Source organism: Actinophytocola sp. KF-1 (genome assembly GCF_054661535.1).
Genome location: NZ_BAAFVK010000005.1, coordinates 542,425 through 558,103, shown reverse-complemented (window position 1 = coordinate 558,103; position 15,679 = coordinate 542,425). Strand labels below are relative to the sequence as shown.

General features: G+C 71.4%; 11 protein-coding genes. 10 read left to right on the top strand and 1 reads right to left on the bottom strand.

Annotated elements, in window-relative coordinates:
- Positions 1-364: 364 nt before the first annotated feature.
- The gene (locus ACYQ77_RS18360; protein ID WP_459712839.1) at positions 365-1,180 is read right to left on the bottom strand and encodes a siderophore-interacting protein; all 816 of its coding nucleotides are present in this window, start codon (positions 1,178-1,180) and stop codon (positions 365-367) included.
- Positions 1,181-1,359: 179 nt separating this feature from the next.
- Between ACYQ77_RS18360 and ACYQ77_RS18355 the strand changes: the two genes are divergently transcribed.
- The 10 genes from ACYQ77_RS18355 (at position 1,360) to ACYQ77_RS18310 (ending at position 15,620) form a co-directional block, all read left to right on the top strand.
- Positions 1,360-2,376 carry a hypothetical protein gene (locus ACYQ77_RS18355; protein ID WP_459712837.1) on the top strand — a complete coding sequence of 339 codons (1,017 nt, stop codon included), beginning with the start codon at positions 1,360-1,362 and terminating at the stop codon, positions 2,374-2,376.
- On the top strand, positions 2,360-4,882 hold the full coding sequence (locus ACYQ77_RS18350; RefSeq protein ID WP_459712836.1) for a heavy metal translocating P-type ATPase: 2,523 nt from the start codon (positions 2,360-2,362) through the stop codon (positions 4,880-4,882). The genes ACYQ77_RS18355 and ACYQ77_RS18350 overlap by 17 nt, the downstream gene beginning before the upstream one ends.
- A 54-nt stretch (positions 4,883-4,936) precedes the next feature.
- Positions 4,937-5,740: an alpha/beta fold hydrolase gene (locus tag ACYQ77_RS18345; protein WP_459712834.1), complete on the top strand. Its 804-nt coding sequence runs from the start codon at positions 4,937-4,939 to the stop codon at positions 5,738-5,740.
- Positions 5,741-6,164: 424 nt separating this feature from the next.
- A complete protein-coding gene (gene scoE, locus ACYQ77_RS18340; protein ID WP_459712832.1) occupies positions 6,165-7,037 on the top strand; it encodes a (3R)-3-[(carboxymethyl)amino]fatty acid oxygenase/decarboxylase in 873 nt (290 codons plus the stop codon).
- Between the two features lie 156 nt (positions 7,038-7,193).
- Entirely contained in the window at positions 7,194-7,445 is a 252-nt protein-coding gene (locus ACYQ77_RS18335) for a phosphopantetheine-binding protein (RefSeq protein ID WP_459712830.1), read from the top strand.
- A complete protein-coding gene (locus ACYQ77_RS18330; protein ID WP_459712828.1) occupies positions 7,438-11,259 on the top strand; it encodes an amino acid adenylation domain-containing protein in 3,822 nt (1,273 codons plus the stop codon). The genes ACYQ77_RS18335 and ACYQ77_RS18330 overlap by 8 nt, the downstream gene beginning before the upstream one ends.
- A complete protein-coding gene (locus tag ACYQ77_RS18325) occupies positions 11,256-12,722 on the top strand; it encodes an MFS transporter (protein WP_459712826.1) in 1,467 nt (488 codons plus the stop codon). Before ACYQ77_RS18330 ends, ACYQ77_RS18325 begins: the two co-directional genes overlap by 4 nt.
- Positions 12,722-13,750, top strand: coding sequence for an ABC transporter substrate-binding protein (locus ACYQ77_RS18320; protein ID WP_459712824.1), 1,029 nt, complete (start codon positions 12,722-12,724; stop codon positions 13,748-13,750). Before ACYQ77_RS18325 ends, ACYQ77_RS18320 begins: the two co-directional genes overlap by 1 nt.
- Positions 13,750-14,844, top strand: coding sequence for a FecCD family ABC transporter permease (locus ACYQ77_RS18315; RefSeq protein WP_459712821.1), 1,095 nt, complete (start codon positions 13,750-13,752; stop codon positions 14,842-14,844). The genes ACYQ77_RS18320 and ACYQ77_RS18315 overlap by 1 nt, the downstream gene beginning before the upstream one ends.
- Positions 14,841-15,620, top strand: a complete 780-nt coding sequence (locus ACYQ77_RS18310) for an ABC transporter ATP-binding protein (protein ID WP_459712819.1) — start codon at positions 14,841-14,843, stop codon at positions 15,618-15,620. The genes ACYQ77_RS18315 and ACYQ77_RS18310 overlap by 4 nt, the downstream gene beginning before the upstream one ends.
- Positions 15,621-15,679: the final 59 nt, after the last annotated feature.

The following is a 15,679-nucleotide window of genomic DNA, read 5'->3' as shown; positions in this document are numbered from 1 at the left end:
GCCTTCGGCGCCGGACGGCTTCGCCGCCCTCCACCCGGATGGGCTTTGGCGCCCTTCGGCGCCGGGCGGTTTCGCTGCCCTTCGCTCGGGTGGGCTTTTGGCACCCTTGCCGCCGGGCGGGTCTTGGCGCCTTCGGCGCGGGGCGGTTTCGCCGCGCTTGCCGTCGGGTAGGTCTTGGCGCCTTCGGCGCCGGACGGCATCGCCGCCCCTCGCTCGGGTGGGCTTCGGCGCCTTCGCCGCAGGGCGCCTTCGCCGCAGGGCGGCTTCGCCGCCCTTGCCACCGGGTGGGCCTTGTCGCTTTCCCAACAGGGTGGCTTCCGCGTTGAAGAAGGGGTCCTTCAGTGCGTTCCCGGCACCGAGGGCGTCAGCCCTGCTCCTCCTCCACCTGCCGGTTCCACTCCTTCTTCGTCGCCTGCCAGCGGTCTTCGTCGTGGCCGGTGCGCCAGTAGCCGGAGATCGACACCTGGTCGCGGGGGACGCCGCGCTCCACGAGCAGCAGCCGCCGGAGTTCCTTGACGAACGTCGCCTCGCCGTGGACGAACGCCTGCACCCGGCCCGGCGGGAACTCGAACTCGGTCACCGCCTTCACCAGTGCCGCGCCGACCGGGCTCGCGCCGCGGTGCAGCCACGTCACCGACGCCCGCGACTCCAGTTCCTGCTCCTCGTCCGGGCCCGCCACCTCGATGAACGCGTACGCCCGCGCGCCGGCGGGCAGGCGTTCCAGTGACGCCGCGATGGCAGGCAGGGCGCTCTCGTCGCCTGCCAGCAGGTGCCAGTCCGCCTCGGCCGACGGGGCGTAGCCGCCGCCCGGGCCCATGAACCGGACCTCGTCGCCCGGGCCGACGCTTGCCGCCCACGGGCCTGCGATGCCCTCGTCGCCGTGGTGGACGACGTCGATCGCCAGCTCGCGGGTCGCCGCGTCCCAGCGGCGCACGGTGTACGTCCTGATCCTGGGCCACTGGTCCCTCGGCAGTTCCTCCCGGATCCGCTGCATGTCGAACGGCTCCGGATACGTCACCCCGGGCGGCGGGAACAGCAGCTTCACGTAGTGGTCGGTGAACTCGCCCGCGTCGAAATCCTCCAGGTCGCCCAGCACGACCCTCGTCATGTGGGGTGTGAGCCGCTCCACACGGGACACCCGTGCGTGCTTCGGCCGGGGAGACCTGCGTACCTGCGCCATGTCGCCGATGGTAACCGCCCGGTGCGTGTGCGCGCAGTGTTCGGTAACTCACCGGTGGAGGCCGCTCTCCCCACCCTCTCATCGCGCTTGACCGCGGTCTTCGCGCGTGGACCTCGTATACCTCCCCCGCGTATGGTCCGGTCAGTTGCCCATCTGTGTGTCCATTTAGGACGGTTCTGATGAAGACGCTGACCAAGCTCGGGGCTTTCGTGGTCGCCCTGATACTGGTGTTCGCGAGCGCCTACGTGGTGGGTCGCGTTGTCGGGCCGCCGCCCACCGAGGCGGCCGCCGCGCCCGCCGCCGCCGCGGCCCCGGCAGAGGAGGAGCACGGCCCCGGCGGGCTGATGGTCTCCGAGGAAAGCATGACGTTGAAGGTGTTCAACGAGAACTGGAAGGCGGGCGAGCAGCAGATGCTCGCGTTCCAGGTGCAGGAGCGCGAAGGCAAGCCCTTGCTGCAGTACAAGGCGCAGCACGACAAGCTGATGCACCTGATCATCGCCCGGAGCGACCTGTCCAACTTCCAGCACATCCACCCGAACCTGGGCGCGGACGGCACCTGGCGCATCCCGGTGACGTTCCCCGAGGCCGGCACCTACCGGATCTTCGCCGACTTCTTCCCCGGCTGGGGCATCCACGGCACGACGCTCGGCGCCGACATCGAGGTGGCCGGGAACTTCAAGCCCACGCCGCTGCCCGCGCCGTCGAACACCGCGACCGTCGACGGGTACACCGTGACGCTCAGCGGCAAGCTGGTGGCTGGCGAGGAAGCCAAGCTCACCATGCACGTCTCGAAGAACGGCAAGCCGGTCACCGACCTGGAGCCCTACCTCGCCGCCTTCGGCCACCTGGTGATGCTGCGCGAGGACGACATGGCCTACATCCACGTCCACCCGGACGGCCACCCCGGCGACGGGAAGACCGCCCCGGGGCCGGAGATCCAGTTCTTCGCCACCGCGCCGTCGTACGGGAACTACCGCCTCTTCCTGGACTTCCAGCACCAGGGCAAGGTCCGCACCGCGGAGTTCACCGTCAACGTCGAGGGCCCCAACCCGCCGCCGCACGGCCTGACGCCCGAGGTGTTCGAGCAGGCCAAGGCCAAGAACCTGGCGGGCGGCAACAGCGCGGCGCCGGGCGGCGAGAGCAGCGGCGCGACCGGCGGCAGCACGGGAGGGGCGACGCATGGCCACGGAGGCTGAGCTGGTCATCGGTGGAATGACCTGCGCGTCCTGCGCGGCGCGCATCGAGAACCACCTCAACGAGCTCGACGGCGTCACCGCGACGGTCAACTACGCCACCGAGAAGGCGAAGGTGACGCACACGGTGCCGCTCGCCGACGTCGTCGCCGCCATCGAGGAGATCGGCTACACCGCCAAGCCCGTGACCAGGCCGAAGCCGGTCAACCAGGGGCAGGCCGAGCTGGTCATCGGCGGCATGACCTGCGCGTCGTGCGCGGCGCGGATCGAGGAGCGGCTCAACGAGCTCGACGGCGTGACCGCGACGGTCAACTACGCCACCGAGAAGGCCAGGATCACGCACACGCCGTCGGTGCGGATCGCCGACGTGGTCGCGGTCGTCGAGGAACTCGGCTACACCGCGACCGTGCCCGCGCCGCCGCGCCGGGACGCCGAGGCCGCGCCGGTGTCGGTGTCCGAAGAGGATGAACAGGACGCCGCGCTGCGGGCGGCGCGCAACCGGGTGCTGATCGTCGCGGTGCTGACCGTCCCGGTCATCGCCATGTCGATGTTCCCGGTCTTCCAGTTCAACTACTGGCAGTGGGCCTGCCTCGCGCTGTGCGGGCCGGTGGTCGTGTGGGGCGCGTTCCCGTTCCACAAGGCGGCGTTCGCGAACCTGCGCCACGCCGCGGCGACCATGGACACGCTGATCTCCGTCGGCACGTTGTCGGCGTTCGCGTGGTCGCTGTGGACATTGTTCCTCGGCGAGGCCGGCATGCCCGGCATGAAACACCCGTTCCGCATCACGATCGAGCGGACCGCGGGCGAGGCCAACATGTACCTCGAGGTGGCCGCCGGGGTGACGCTGTTCATCCTGTGCGGGCGGTACTTCGAGGCACGCGCCAAGCGCCGGTCCGGCGCCGCACTGCGGGCACTGCTGTCGTTGGGCGCCAAGGACGTCACGATCCTGCGCGGCGGCGTCGAGACGACCGTCCCGATCGGTGAGCTGGCCGTCGGGGACCGGTTCGTCGTGCGGCCGGGGGAGAAGGTCGCGACCGACGGCGTGGTCGAGGAGGGCTCGTCCGCGGTCGACGCGAGCATGCTCACCGGCGAGTCCGTGCCCGTCGAGGTCGGGGCCGGCGACGAGGTCGTCGGCGCCACGGTCAACGTCGGCGGCAGGCTCGTCGTGCGTGCCACGAAGGTCGGCGCGGACACCCAGCTCGCGCAGATGGCGAAGCTGGTGGAGGACGCGCAGACCGGCAAGGCCAAGGTCCAGCGGCTCGCCGACCAGGTGTCCGCGGTCTTCGTGCCCGGCGTCATCGGGCTCGCGCTGGCGACGCTCGGCTACTGGTTCGGTTCCGGTCAGCCCGCCACGGCGGCGTTCACCGCGGCGGTGGCCGTGCTGATCATCGCCTGCCCGTGCGCGCTGGGCCTGGCCACGCCGACGGCGCTGCTGGTCGGCACCGGCCGGGGCGCCCAGCTGGGCATCCTGATCAAGGGGCCCGAGGTGCTGGAGAACACGCGCCGCGTCGACACCGTGGTGCTGGACAAGACCGGCACGGTCACCACCGGCGAGATGTCGCTCGTCGACGTCGTGCCCGCGGACGGCGTCGACGCCGACGACCTGGTGCGGCTGGCCGGTGCGCTGGAGCACGCCTCCGAGCACCCGATCGCCCGGGCCATCGCGGCGGGCGCGCGGGAGCGGGTGGGTGAGCTCCCGGCGGTCGACGGCTTCGCCAACGAGGCCGGGCTCGGCGTGCGTGGCGTGGTCGACGGGCGCCAGGTGGTGGTCGGCCGGGCCGCGCTGGCCGGTGACCTGCCCGCCGAGCTGGTGGCGGCGCGGGACGAGGCCGCGGCCGAGGGCAGGACGCCGGTCGTCGTCGGCTGGGACGGCGTGGTGCGCGGGCTGCTGGTCGTGTCCGACACGGTCAAGCCGACCAGCGCGGACGCCATCCGGCAGCTGCGCGCGCTCGGGCTCACCCCGGTGCTGCTGACCGGCGACAACGAGGCCGTGGCCAAGGCGGTCGCGGCGGAGGTCGGGATCACCGAGGTGATCGCCGAGGTGCTGCCCGCGGGCAAGGTCGCGGAGATCAAGCGGCTGCAGGGCGAGGGCCGCGTGGTGGCCATGGTCGGTGACGGCGTCAACGACGCGGCCGCGCTCGCGCAGGCCGACCTCGGGCTCGCGATGGGCACCGGCACCGACGTCGCCATCGAGGCGGCGGACCTGACGCTCGTCCGGGGCGACCTGCGGGTGGTCGCGGACGCGATCCGGCTGTCCCGGCGCACGCTCGGCACGATCAAGTCCAACCTGTTCTGGGCGTTCGCGTACAACGTCGCGGCGATCCCGCTGGCCGCAGGCGGGTTGCTGAACCCGATGCTCGCGGGGTTGATCATGGCGGGCAGCTCGGTGTTCGTGGTGTCCAACAGCCTGCGGCTGCGGACGTTCACCCCCAAGTCGGGCGCTTCGCTGCCGGGCGAACCGGCGCGTCCGTCCACTGTGGAGAAGAGGGCCATGGTCACGGCGTCCTGATCGGCAAGCCCTACGTGGGTGGTGTGGCCGGGGCCGGTCACACCACCCACGCACGTGTTCGACCTCAGGGGGTTCTCGGTGCTGGAATCGGACGGCAACCCGACGCTGTTGCTGCTGCACGCGGCCGGGCTGGACCGGACGAGCTGGGACGACGTGATCGTCCGGATACCGGGCTTCGCGCGGACGGTCGCGATCGACCTGCCGGAGGTGGCGTACGACCGCAACGCGGTCCCGCTGCTCGCAGAACACGTCGCGGCGCGGATCACCGAGCTCGGTCTGCACCGGCCGCACGTGGTGGGTCACTCGCTGGGCGCGTCCGTCGCGCTCGAACTGGCGTGCCGGGTGCCGGTCGCCGCCGTGACGGGGTTCTGCGCACTCGGGTTCCACACCCGCACGGCCATGTGCGCGACGAAGATGCGGGCGCTGATGGGCGTGGTCCGCGCCGCGGGGCCCGTCGTGCGGCAGCGGTTGCTGGACAGCCGCGCCTTCCACCGCGTGATCATGTCCGGGCTGTCGGCCAGGCCGTCGGCCATCGAGGCGGCGGTCGTGGCCGCTGACGTGAACTCACTCGTCGGCAGCGATCTCGTCGCGTTGACGCGCTTCGCGTGCCGCTACACGTTCGTTGGCGCGGAGCGGTTGGCCGCCACGCCGGTGAACCTGGTGTGGGCCAGGCAGGACCGGGTGGTGCCGCCCTGCGACGCCCGGCGCGCCGCGCGGCTGGTGCCGCACGCGCGGCACACGGCCATCGTGGACGCGGGCCACCTCGTCATGCGCGACGATCCGGATGGGACCGCCGCTGTCGTGCACGCGTGCCACTCGCAGCTGATGCGCGACCTCCAGCGCCGGGCGGCCGGCTGAGCCGCCGCTCGTTCCGGCGTGGGTTCGCGGGGTGCCGCTCCGGTGGTGTCCTGAACGGCGCGTTCATGTCGCTGGGCGTCCTGAACGCGCCGTTCAGGACACGGCTGGTGTCTTGCCCGGGCCATTCAGGACACCCACGCCCGGCCCGCCGACCAAGCCCCCGACCGCCCCGATCGAATCCGCCAACGGCACTTCCTGGGCTTTTGCACAAAGCGGTAATCGCGCGGTAATCGACGGCTTGCGCCGCTCTCATTTCTGCCTTGGATCTGCGATTTTCCCCGGATCGGGGGAACCACTCACTTACGCCACCCGACTACTCACACGAGACCACTGTGAAGAATTCATGGACAACGGTGTTCGGTTCTCATGTGGTCCGTGTGCAGGACGTCACCGCTCCCCAATGAGATATCCCAGAGGAAACCTCATGAAAATTTCCCCACAGGTTGGCAAGAAGTTCGGCGTCGTCGTCGAGGGCTTCAACGCGGAGACGGCCTCCGACGAGGACATCGCGGAGCTGAAGAAGACCGTCTACACCAACAAGATCGCGGTCCTGAAGAACCAGGACCTCGACCCCAAGCAGTTCCTGGCGCTGGGCCAGCGGATGGGCGAGGTGGCCGAGTACTACGAGCCCGTCTACCACCACCCGGAGGTGAAGGAGGTCTTCGTCTCCTCCAACGTGAAGGAGGAGGACGGTCGCCAGGTCGGCGTGCCGAAGACCGGCAAGTTCTGGCACTCGGACTACCAGTTCATGCCGCGCCCGTTCGACCTGACGCTGATCTACCCGCAGGTCGTGCCGTCCAAGAACCGCGGCACGTTCTTCATCAACATGGCTGACGCCTACGAGAAGCTGCCCGCCGAGCTGAAGGAGGCCATCAAGGACACCACCGCGACCCACAGCGTGCTGCGGTACTTCAAGATCCGCCCGACGGACGTCTACCGGCCGATCTCGGAGATCATCGACGAGGTCAACGCCAAGACCCCGCCGGTGACGGACGCGACCGCGGTCACGCACCCGCACACGGGCGAGACCATCCTGTACATCAGCGAGGGCTTCACGCTCTCCGTGCAGGACGCCCAGGGCAACGAGCGCGCGGACCTCCTGAAGGAGCTGCTCGCGCACTCCGGCCAGCTCGACCGCACGTACGAGCACGAGAACATCCACCTGCAGACGTTCGAGAAGGGAGACATGCTGGTCTGGGACAACCGCACGCTGGTGCACCGGGCGCTGCACACCGCGACCCCGGAGCCCGCCGTTTCCTACCGCGTCACTGTGTACGACAACCCGACGGCGGCATAGCAACTCCAGCGGGACACCGGCGGAATTCCAGTTCACTGCCGAAGGAATTCCAGTCCACTCTGGAAATCTCGGGCCAGGGAACGGTTCCGGCGGACGCGACTTCGGCCGCGTCCGCCGGACCGGGACATTCTCCGGCACGAGGGGTGTGAGGCAGGCATGGCAGAGCGGTTGACTCATGAGGCCATTCGCGCCGATGTGGCGGCATTGCTGCACCGGGACCCGGACGAGGCGCTCGACAAGGAGAACCTCTTCGAGAGCGGGCTGGACTCGATCCGCCTGCTGACGCTCCTGGAGCGGTGGCGCGAACACGGCGTCGCGGTCAGTTTCGTGGAACTGGCCGAGCAGCCGACATTGGAGCACTGGTTGACACTGTTGACATCGCGGCAGCCGGCGGCCCTGGATGCCTGAGCGCCGCGGTGTGCGGCGGCTCGCGCTGACCGCCGCCCAGGAGGGCATCTGGACCGGGCAGGAGTTCGACCCGGACAGCCCCGCGTTCAACACCGCCGAGTACGTGGAGATCCACGGCCCGGTGGACATCGCACTGTTCGAGCGGGCCGTGCGGACGGCCGTCGGCGAGGCCGACGCGCTCACCGCCCGGTTCGGCGCCGACCTCGACGACCAGGCCTGGCAGGACGTCGGTGCGTGTCCGGAATGGACGATGCACGTGCTCGACGTCAGCGCCACCGCGGATCCCGTCGCCGCCGCGCTCGACTGGATGCGTGCCGACCTCGCGGTACCGGTGGACCTGCGCCGCGGACCCGTGTTCGCGCAGGCCCTGTTCCGCGCGGGCCCCGACTTCCACCTGTGGTACCAGCGGGTGCACCACATCGCGCTCGACGGCTACGGCCTCTCGCTCGTCGCACGGCGGGTCGCGGAGGTCTACACCGCACTCGTCGCGGGCGAGGAGCCACCGCCGAACAGCTTCGGCTCGCTCGCCGACGTCGTCGCCGAGGACAAGGACTACCGCGACTCGCCGAGGTTCACCGCCGACCGCGACTACTGGGTCGGCAAGGCCGACGGCAAACCCGCGCCCGTGGTCCTCGCGCACCGGTCCGGTCCCTTGGCGCACCACGTGGTCCGGGAGAGCGCGGACCTCGCGGGCACGGACCTGGCCACCCTGAAGGACGTCGCCGCCGAGGTCGGCGCGACGTGGAGCGAGGTGCTCACCGCCGCCTTCGCCGCCTACCTGCACCGGATGGCCGGCGCCACCGACCTCGTGTTCGCGCTGCCCGTCATGGCACGCATCGGGTCGGTGTCGCTGCGCGTGCCGTGCATGGTGACCAACGTCGTGCCGCTGTGGCTGACCGTCGACCCCGGCATGAGCCTCGTCGACCTGACCGGCCGCGTCACCGCCGAGCTGCGGGCGGGCCGCCCGCACCTGCGCTACCGGTACGAGCAGCTGCGCCGCGACCTCAAACTCGTCGCCAGCGAACGGAAACTGTTCGGCCCCTCGGTCAACATCATGCCGTTCGACTACGGGCTGCGGTTCGCGGGCCACCGGGGCGTCGTGCACAACGTCAGCGCCGGTCTCGTCGAGGACCTGGTGCTGCACGTGTACGACCGCGCCGACGGCAGCGGCCTGCGGGTCGTGGTGGACGCCAACCCGAACTGCTACACCCACGACGAGATCGCCACCCACCTGCGGCGCTTCCTGACGTTCCTGCGCCGCCTCCTCGCCACGCCCTCGGGCCCGGTCACCGACGTCGACCTGCTGCTGCCGGGCGAGCGCGAGACCCTGCTGACCGAGTGGAACGACACCGCGCGCGACGTGCCGCCGGTGACGATCCCGGACCTGTTCGAGGCGCAGGTCATCGCCACCCCGGACCGCACCGCGCTCGTCGCCGACGGCGGCACCTTCGCCTTCGCCGAGCTGAACCGGCGCGCCAACCGGCTCGCCAGGCTGCTCGTCGAGGAGGGCGCCGCACCCGAGTGCCACGTGGCGCTCCTGCTGCCGCGCACGTACGAGGCGATCGTCGCGTTGTTCGCCGTGCTCAAGGCAGGCGCGGCGTACGTGCCGATCGACCCCGACCACCCGGCCAGGCGCATCGCGCTCACGATCGCCGACAGCGCACCCGTCGTCGTGGTCACCACCCAGGCGCTCCGGGCCGCCGCGGGGACCGCACCCGTCGTGGTGCTCGACGACCCGGCCACCGCGCGCCGCCTCGGCGAGCTGTCCGACCGGGACCTCACCGACGGCGAGCGGCACGCGCCGCTGATCCCCGCCAACCCGGCGTGCCTCATCCACACCTCCGGCTCGACCGGCAGGCCCAAGGGCGTGGTGATCGAGCACAGTGGACTGGTCAACCTGTTCCACCACCACCGCGACACGTTGATCCGGCCGGAGAGCAAGGGCACGGTCCGCCGGGCCGCGCTGTCCGCGTCGCTGTCGTTCGACACGTCGTGGGAGGGCCTGCTGTGGCTGCTCGACGGCCACGAGCTGCACTTCGTCGGTGAGGACGTGCGGCGGGAGCCCGCGGCGATGCTGGACTACGTCGACGAGCAGCGGATCGACTTCCTCGACATCACCCCGACCTACGCCGAGGAACTCGTCGCGACCGGGCTGCTGGCCGACGGCAGGCACCGGCCCGCCGTCATCGCGCTCGGCGGCGAGGCGACCGGGCCCGGCCTGTGGACGGCGTTGCGCGCGGTCCCCGACATCGCGACGTGGAACCTGTACGGCCCCACCGAGTGCACTGTGGACACACTGCACTGCAGGCTGGCCGACAGTGAGGACCCGATCGTCGGCCGCCCCATCGCCAACACGAGGGCGTACGTGCTCGACGCGGCACGCGGGCTCGTGCCGCCGGGCGTCGTCGGCGAGCTGTACTTCGCGGGCGCGCCGGTCGCCCGCGGCTACCACGAACGCCCGGACCTGACGGCCGACCGGTTCGTCGACGACCCGTTCGGCGCGCCGGGGGAGCGGATGTACCGCACCGGCGACCTCGCGCGGTGGCGGCCGGACGGCACGCTCGAGTTCCTCGGCCGCGCCGACGACCAGGTAAAGGTGCGCGGGTTCCGCATCGAGCCCGGCGAGATCGAGAGCGTCCTCTCCGGGCACGAGGCGGTCGCGCAGTGCGCGGTCGTCGTCCGCGACGGCAGGCTCGTCGCCTACGTCGTGCCCGGCGCGGCGACGCCGGAACCGGCAGGGCTGCGGCAGTACGCGGCGGCACGGTTGCCGGACTACATGGTGCCGCCCGCCTACGTCGTGGTGGACCGATTACCGCGCAACACCAACGGCAAGCTCGACCGTGCCGCGCTGCCCGCGCCGGACCCGGCCGCGCTCGTCACCGGCCGCCCGCCCCGCGACCGGCGGGAGGCCGTGCTGTGCGGCATGTTCGCCGAGCTCCTCGGCGTCGACGGGATCGGCATCGACGACGACTTCTTCTCCCTCGGCGGGCACTCGCTGCTCGTCGGCAGGCTCATCGGCCGCATCCGCGACCACTTCGGCGTGCGGCTGGGCATCCGGACGGTGTTCGAGGCGCCGACGGTCGCGAAGCTCGCGCCGAAGCTCGCCACGCACGCCGACGAGGGCGCCTACGACACGCTGCTCCCCCTGCGCACCCAGGGCAGCGGGCCGCCGCTGTTCTGCGTCGCCCCGGCCACCGGCCTCGCCTGGTCCTACGCCGCGCTCCTGCCCGTCCTGCCGGACCGGCCGCTGTACGGGCTGCAGCTCGTCGGCGCCGACCGGCACCCGGACGTCGCCGCGGTCGCCGCGGACCTCGTCCGGCACATCAGGGACGTGTGCCCGGCCGGGCCCTACCACCTGCTCGGCGCCTCGTTCGGCGGGCTCGTCGCGCACGAGGTCGCCGCACAGCTGGAGGAGCAGGGACACGACGTCGCGCGGCTCGTGCTGCTCGACTCGTACCCGTTCCCGGAGTCCATGCGGGACCACCCGCCCGCGACCGAGGACGAGTTCGCCGCGTTCATGCCCGGCGCCGAGGGCCTGGACGCCTTCGACCGGCTCTACCGCACCTACACGCACAGCGCCCGGATCGGCGCCGCCTGGACCCCGCGCCGGGTCGCGGCCGACGTGCTCCTGTTCGCCGCGACCGAGGACAAGTCGCCGGCGTGGCCGGGGCCGGACAGCTGGACGCCGCACGTGGCGGGCCGGCTGACCGTGCACGAGGTGGCCGCCACGCACCACGGCATGACCGAACCGGCCGCGCTCGGGGACGTCGGCGCCGCGCTCGCCGAGGACACCGGGCTGAGGAGGGCATCATGATCACGCGCCGGGAATGGCTCGGCCTGTGCACCGTGCTCGCCGCCACCTTCATGACCCAGGTCGACGGGTTCATCGTGAACGTGGCGAGCCCGTCGATCCAGCACGACCTCGACGCCGGTTTCGACCAGATCCAGTTCGTCGGCGCCGCCTACGTGGTCGCGTTCGGTGCGCTGCTGATCACCGGCGCCCGCCTCGGCGACCGCATGGGGCACCGGATCGTGTTCCTGTGGGGCGTCGCCGGGTTCACGCTCACGTCCCTGCTGTGCGGGCTCGCCCCGAACGCGGAGCTGCTGATCGCCGCCCGCTTCCTCCAGGGCGCGACCGCCGCGTTCATGGCGCCGCAGGTCCTGTCGATCATCCGGGCCACCGTGTCGGACACCGAGCAGCGGGCCAAGGCGATCGGCGTGTACGGGGTCGTGATCGGGCTCGGCGTGATCAGCGGCATCGCGGGCGGCGGCATCCTCGTCGACCTCGACATCGCCGGGCTCGGCTGGCGGCCGGTGCTGCTCGTGAACGTGCCGATCGGGCTCGGGATCCTCGCGCTCGGCAGGCTGCTGCCACCCGGCGCCGCGAACCGGGAGAGCCGCCTCGACCTCGTGGGCGCCGCGCTCACCACGGTCGCGCTGCCCGCGCTGCTGGTCCCGCTGATCTTCGGGCCGGGTGGCGCGTGGTGGCTGTGGCTCGGGCTGCCGCTCGCCGCGGTGGTGTTCGCCGTGCTCGCCACCCAGCAGCGGGCGCTGCTCGCGGCCGGCGGCGCGCCGCTGTTCCCGCCGAGGGTGCTGCGTGCCCGCGGCATGCGGCTGTCCCTGCTGACGGTCGCCGCGCTGTTCGCCACGAACTCCGGGCTGTTCCTGGTGTTCACCTACTACCTGCAGACCGGGCTGGGGCTGACGCCGTTCGTCGCCGGGCTGATGTTCGTGCCGCTCGGCGTCGGGTTCTCGCTCGCGTCGGCCGCCAACCGGTGGCTCACCGCACGGGTCAGCGCACCCATCCCGATCCTCGGCTGCGCGACCGTCGCCGCGGTGCTGCTCGGCGGCGCGGCCATCACGCAGGCACCGCAGGACGCGCAGCCCGCGCTGCTCGCGGTGATGATCGGGCTCGCCGGGCTCGGGCAGGGCATGGTCGTCACCCCGCTGGTCGCGGGCATCCTCAGCCGCGTCGAGCCTGCCGACGCGGGCGCCGCGTCCGGCATGGCCACGACCGTCACCCAGCTCGGCCTCGCGCTCGGCGTGGCCGTCGCCGGGGTCTGGTACCGCACCGTGCTCGGCGCCACCCCCGGCGACCCCGGGGTGCCGTTCGCCGACAGCGCGACGGCGTTCGCGGCCGCCGCGGGGCTGCTGGCGGTGCTCGCCACCGTCACCAGCCTGCTCAACGCGCGGCTGCACCGACTCCCCGCAACACCGAAGGAAGTCCAACCCACGGCGGCACCCGTTGTCGCCTCGACCACCCAGAGGAGCAGATGATGAAGATCAGGCCCGTTCTGGTGGCCATTGGCGCCTTGTGTCTCGCCGCCACGGCCGCGTGCGCCACGACCACCACGGCCGCGGAGTCCAACGACAAGTCGAAGGACAGCGCGTACCCGGTGACCATCACCAACTGCGGGAAGAAGTACACCTACACCAAGGCGCCGAGCAGGGTCGTGGTCATGAACGGCGGCTCGGTCGCCGAGGTGTCCTCGCTGCTCGAGCTCGGTGTCGGCGACAAGATCGTCGCCAACGCCCAGTCGTACGGCGACTCGGAGGTCCCCGGCCGCGTCGAGGCGATCAAGGCGCTGCCGACCGGCGACATCGAGCTGAACGAGATGATGGACATCCCGCGCGAGGCCATGATCGGCCTGCAGCCGGACTTCGTCATCTCCACCTACGACGGCGGCTTCCGCGCCGAGGCGGGCTTCGCCACCCGCGACGACCTGGCCAAGATCGGCGCCAACACCTACGCGCCGGAGAGCGCGTGCGGCGAGGTCGGCACGGTCAGCCACAAGCCGACCATCGAGGACAGCTACAAGATGCTGCGCGACCTCGGCAAGATCTTCGGCGTCTCCGACAAGGCGGAGAAGATCATCGCCGACTCGAAGGAGCGGATCGCGGCCGTCGAGAAGAAGGTGGCGGGCGCGGAGAAGCTGAACGCGATGCTGATCATCCCCGGCATGGCCATGGGTGACCAGTTCAGCTCGGTCGGCGACAACGGCATCTGGAACGACATCATGGCCAAGGCCGGTGTCACCAACGCGTTCGCGGGCGCATCGGAGAACATGTTCGCCAACCCGAGCAAGGAGCAGGTCGCGAAGACCGACATCGACGCGCTGATCGTCGTCAACTACATGTCGGCCGACCCGGACGCCGACGCGAAGAAGCTGCTGGCCCAGTTCCCGCAGTGGGACGCGGCCAAGAACAAGCGCTACGTCGTCCTGTCCGACTCGATCTACCTCGGGCCGAGCAACGCCATCGCCGTCGAGGAGATCGCGAAGGCGTTCCACCCGGACGTGTTCTGATGACCGCCACCCCGATCACGCGGCGCCCCGCGACCCGGCAGGCCACCCGGCCTGCCGGGGCGCGGCCCGCGCCGTTGCACGCGGTGCCGTTGCCGGTGTCGCTGCTCGTGCTGGGTGCGTTGCTGGTCGTGGTGATCCTGGTGGCCGCCGCGGTCGGTTCGGTGACGTTCTCGCTCGGTGACAGCTGGCAGATCGTCCGGGCGCACATCTTCGGCGGTGTGGTCGACCCGGCCCACGACCAGATCATCTGGCAGTTCCGGATCCCGCGCGTGCTGCTCGCCGCCCTGGCGGGCGCCGGGCTGGCGGTGACCGGGGTGGTGCTCCAGGCGCTGGTGAACAACCCGCTCGCCGACCCGTTCATCCTGGGCGTGTCGGCGGGCGGGTCGGTCGGCGCGGTGACCGTCATGGCGCTGGGCGCCGGCGCGCTGGGCGGCCTCGGCGTCTCGGGCGCGGCGTTCCTGGGTGCGATGCTCGCCGTGGGCCTGGTGTTCCTGCTCGGACAGCAGGGCGGCAAGCTCAACCCGGTCCGGCTGGTGCTCGCCGGGGTCGTGGTCAGCTACGTGTTCACGTCGATCACGAACTTCCTGCAGCTGCAGACCGAGCCGAACAACATGCGGGCGATCATGTTCTGGCTGCTCGGCAGCGTGTCCGGCGCCCACTGGGAGCAGCTGCACGTCGCCGGGGTCGTGGTCATCGCGTCCACGCTGCTGCTCACCCTGTACGGCAGGCAGCTGAACGCCCTGGTCACCGGCGACGAGTCGGCGACCGCGCTGGGCATCGACGTCAAGCGGCTGCGGCTGGTGCTGATCGTGCTCAGCTCCCTGGTCGCCGGGGTGCTGATCGCCGTCGCGGGCGGCATCGGGTTCGTCGGGCTGATGGTCCCCCACCTGGTGCGGCTCACGTTCGGCGTCGACCACCGGCGGCTGCTCCCGCTGGCGGCGCTCGTCGGGGCGATCTACCTGGTGGTCGTCGACCTGCTCTCGCGCACCGTCGACCCGCCCAACGAGCTGCCGCTCAACATCCTGACCGCACTGTTCGGCGCGCCGTTCTTCATCTGGCTCATGCGCCGGGATCGGAGCCTCGCGCACTCATGAAACTCCACGTGCAACAGGTGAGCGTGAGCATCGGCGCCAAGCCGATCCTCCACGACGTGGACCTCGAGGTGGCGCCCGGCGAGTTCGTCGGGCTGATCGGGCCGAACGGCAGCGGCAAGTCGACGCTGCTGCGGACGATCTACCGGTCCATCCGGCCGTCCTCGGGCGTCGTCCTGCTCGGCGGCCAGGACGTGTGGGGCATGTCGGCCCGCACGGCCGCCCAGCACACCGCGGCGGTGCTGCAGAACAGCCCGACCCCGCCCGGCTTGACGGTGCGGGAGGTGGCCGAGCTGGGCCGCACGCCGCACCACGGCATGTTCGACCGGACCGGCGCGTCCGACCGCGAGATCGTCGACGCGGCGCTCGCGCGGACCGGGATGCTCGACCACGCCGACCGGATCTACGGGTCGCTGTCCGGTGGCGAGCGGCAGCGGGTGCTGCTGGCCCGCGCGCTCGCGCAGGAGCCGAAGCTGCTGGTGCTGGACGAGCCGACCAACCACCTCGACATCCGGGCCCGGTTCGAGCTGCTCGAACTGGTGCACACGGTCGGCGTCACCACGCTGGCCGTGCTCCACGACCTGGACCTGGCCGCCCGCAGCTGCGACCGGCTGGTCGTGCTGGACCGGGGCCGGGTGGTGGCGTCGGGGCCGGTGCTGGAGGCGCTGACCCCCGAGGTCCTGTCGTCGGTGTTCGGCGTGACGGCGGCGACGGAGCGTCACGATGACGGAATTGTCCGAGTTACTTACGGTGCCCGCCCGCTCGCCAAGGCGAGCTAGTTTTGGCGCATTGCCGATAACCGGCCGGAATTCTGATCATCAATCGGAGGGACGGGGCC

What these genes read in the sequence shown, in the direction of transcription:
- ACYQ77_RS18355 (WP_459712837.1), top strand. Translation starts at nt 1,360, where the DNA reads ATGAAGACGCTGACCAAGCTCGGGGCTTTCGTGGTCGCCCTGATACTG.
- ACYQ77_RS18325 (WP_459712826.1), top strand. Translation starts at nt 11,256, where the DNA reads ATGATCACGCGCCGGGAATGGCTCGGCCTGTGCACCGTGCTCGCCGCC.
- ACYQ77_RS18335 (WP_459712830.1), top strand. Translation starts at nt 7,194, where the DNA reads ATGGCAGAGCGGTTGACTCATGAGGCCATTCGCGCCGATGTGGCGGCA.
- ACYQ77_RS18360 (WP_459712839.1), bottom strand. Translation starts at nt 1,180, where the DNA reads ATGGCGCAGGTACGCAGGTCTCCCCGGCCGAAGCACGCACGGGTGTCC.
- ACYQ77_RS18310 (WP_459712819.1), top strand. Translation starts at nt 14,841, where the DNA reads ATGAAACTCCACGTGCAACAGGTGAGCGTGAGCATCGGCGCCAAGCCG.
- ACYQ77_RS18315 (WP_459712821.1), top strand. Translation starts at nt 13,750, where the DNA reads ATGACCGCCACCCCGATCACGCGGCGCCCCGCGACCCGGCAGGCCACC.
- ACYQ77_RS18350 (WP_459712836.1), top strand. Translation starts at nt 2,360, where the DNA reads ATGGCCACGGAGGCTGAGCTGGTCATCGGTGGAATGACCTGCGCGTCC.
- ACYQ77_RS18320 (WP_459712824.1), top strand. Translation starts at nt 12,722, where the DNA reads ATGAAGATCAGGCCCGTTCTGGTGGCCATTGGCGCCTTGTGTCTCGCC.
- scoE (WP_459712832.1), top strand. Translation starts at nt 6,165, where the DNA reads ATGAAAATTTCCCCACAGGTTGGCAAGAAGTTCGGCGTCGTCGTCGAG.
- ACYQ77_RS18330 (WP_459712828.1), top strand. Translation starts at nt 7,438, where the DNA reads ATGCCTGAGCGCCGCGGTGTGCGGCGGCTCGCGCTGACCGCCGCCCAG.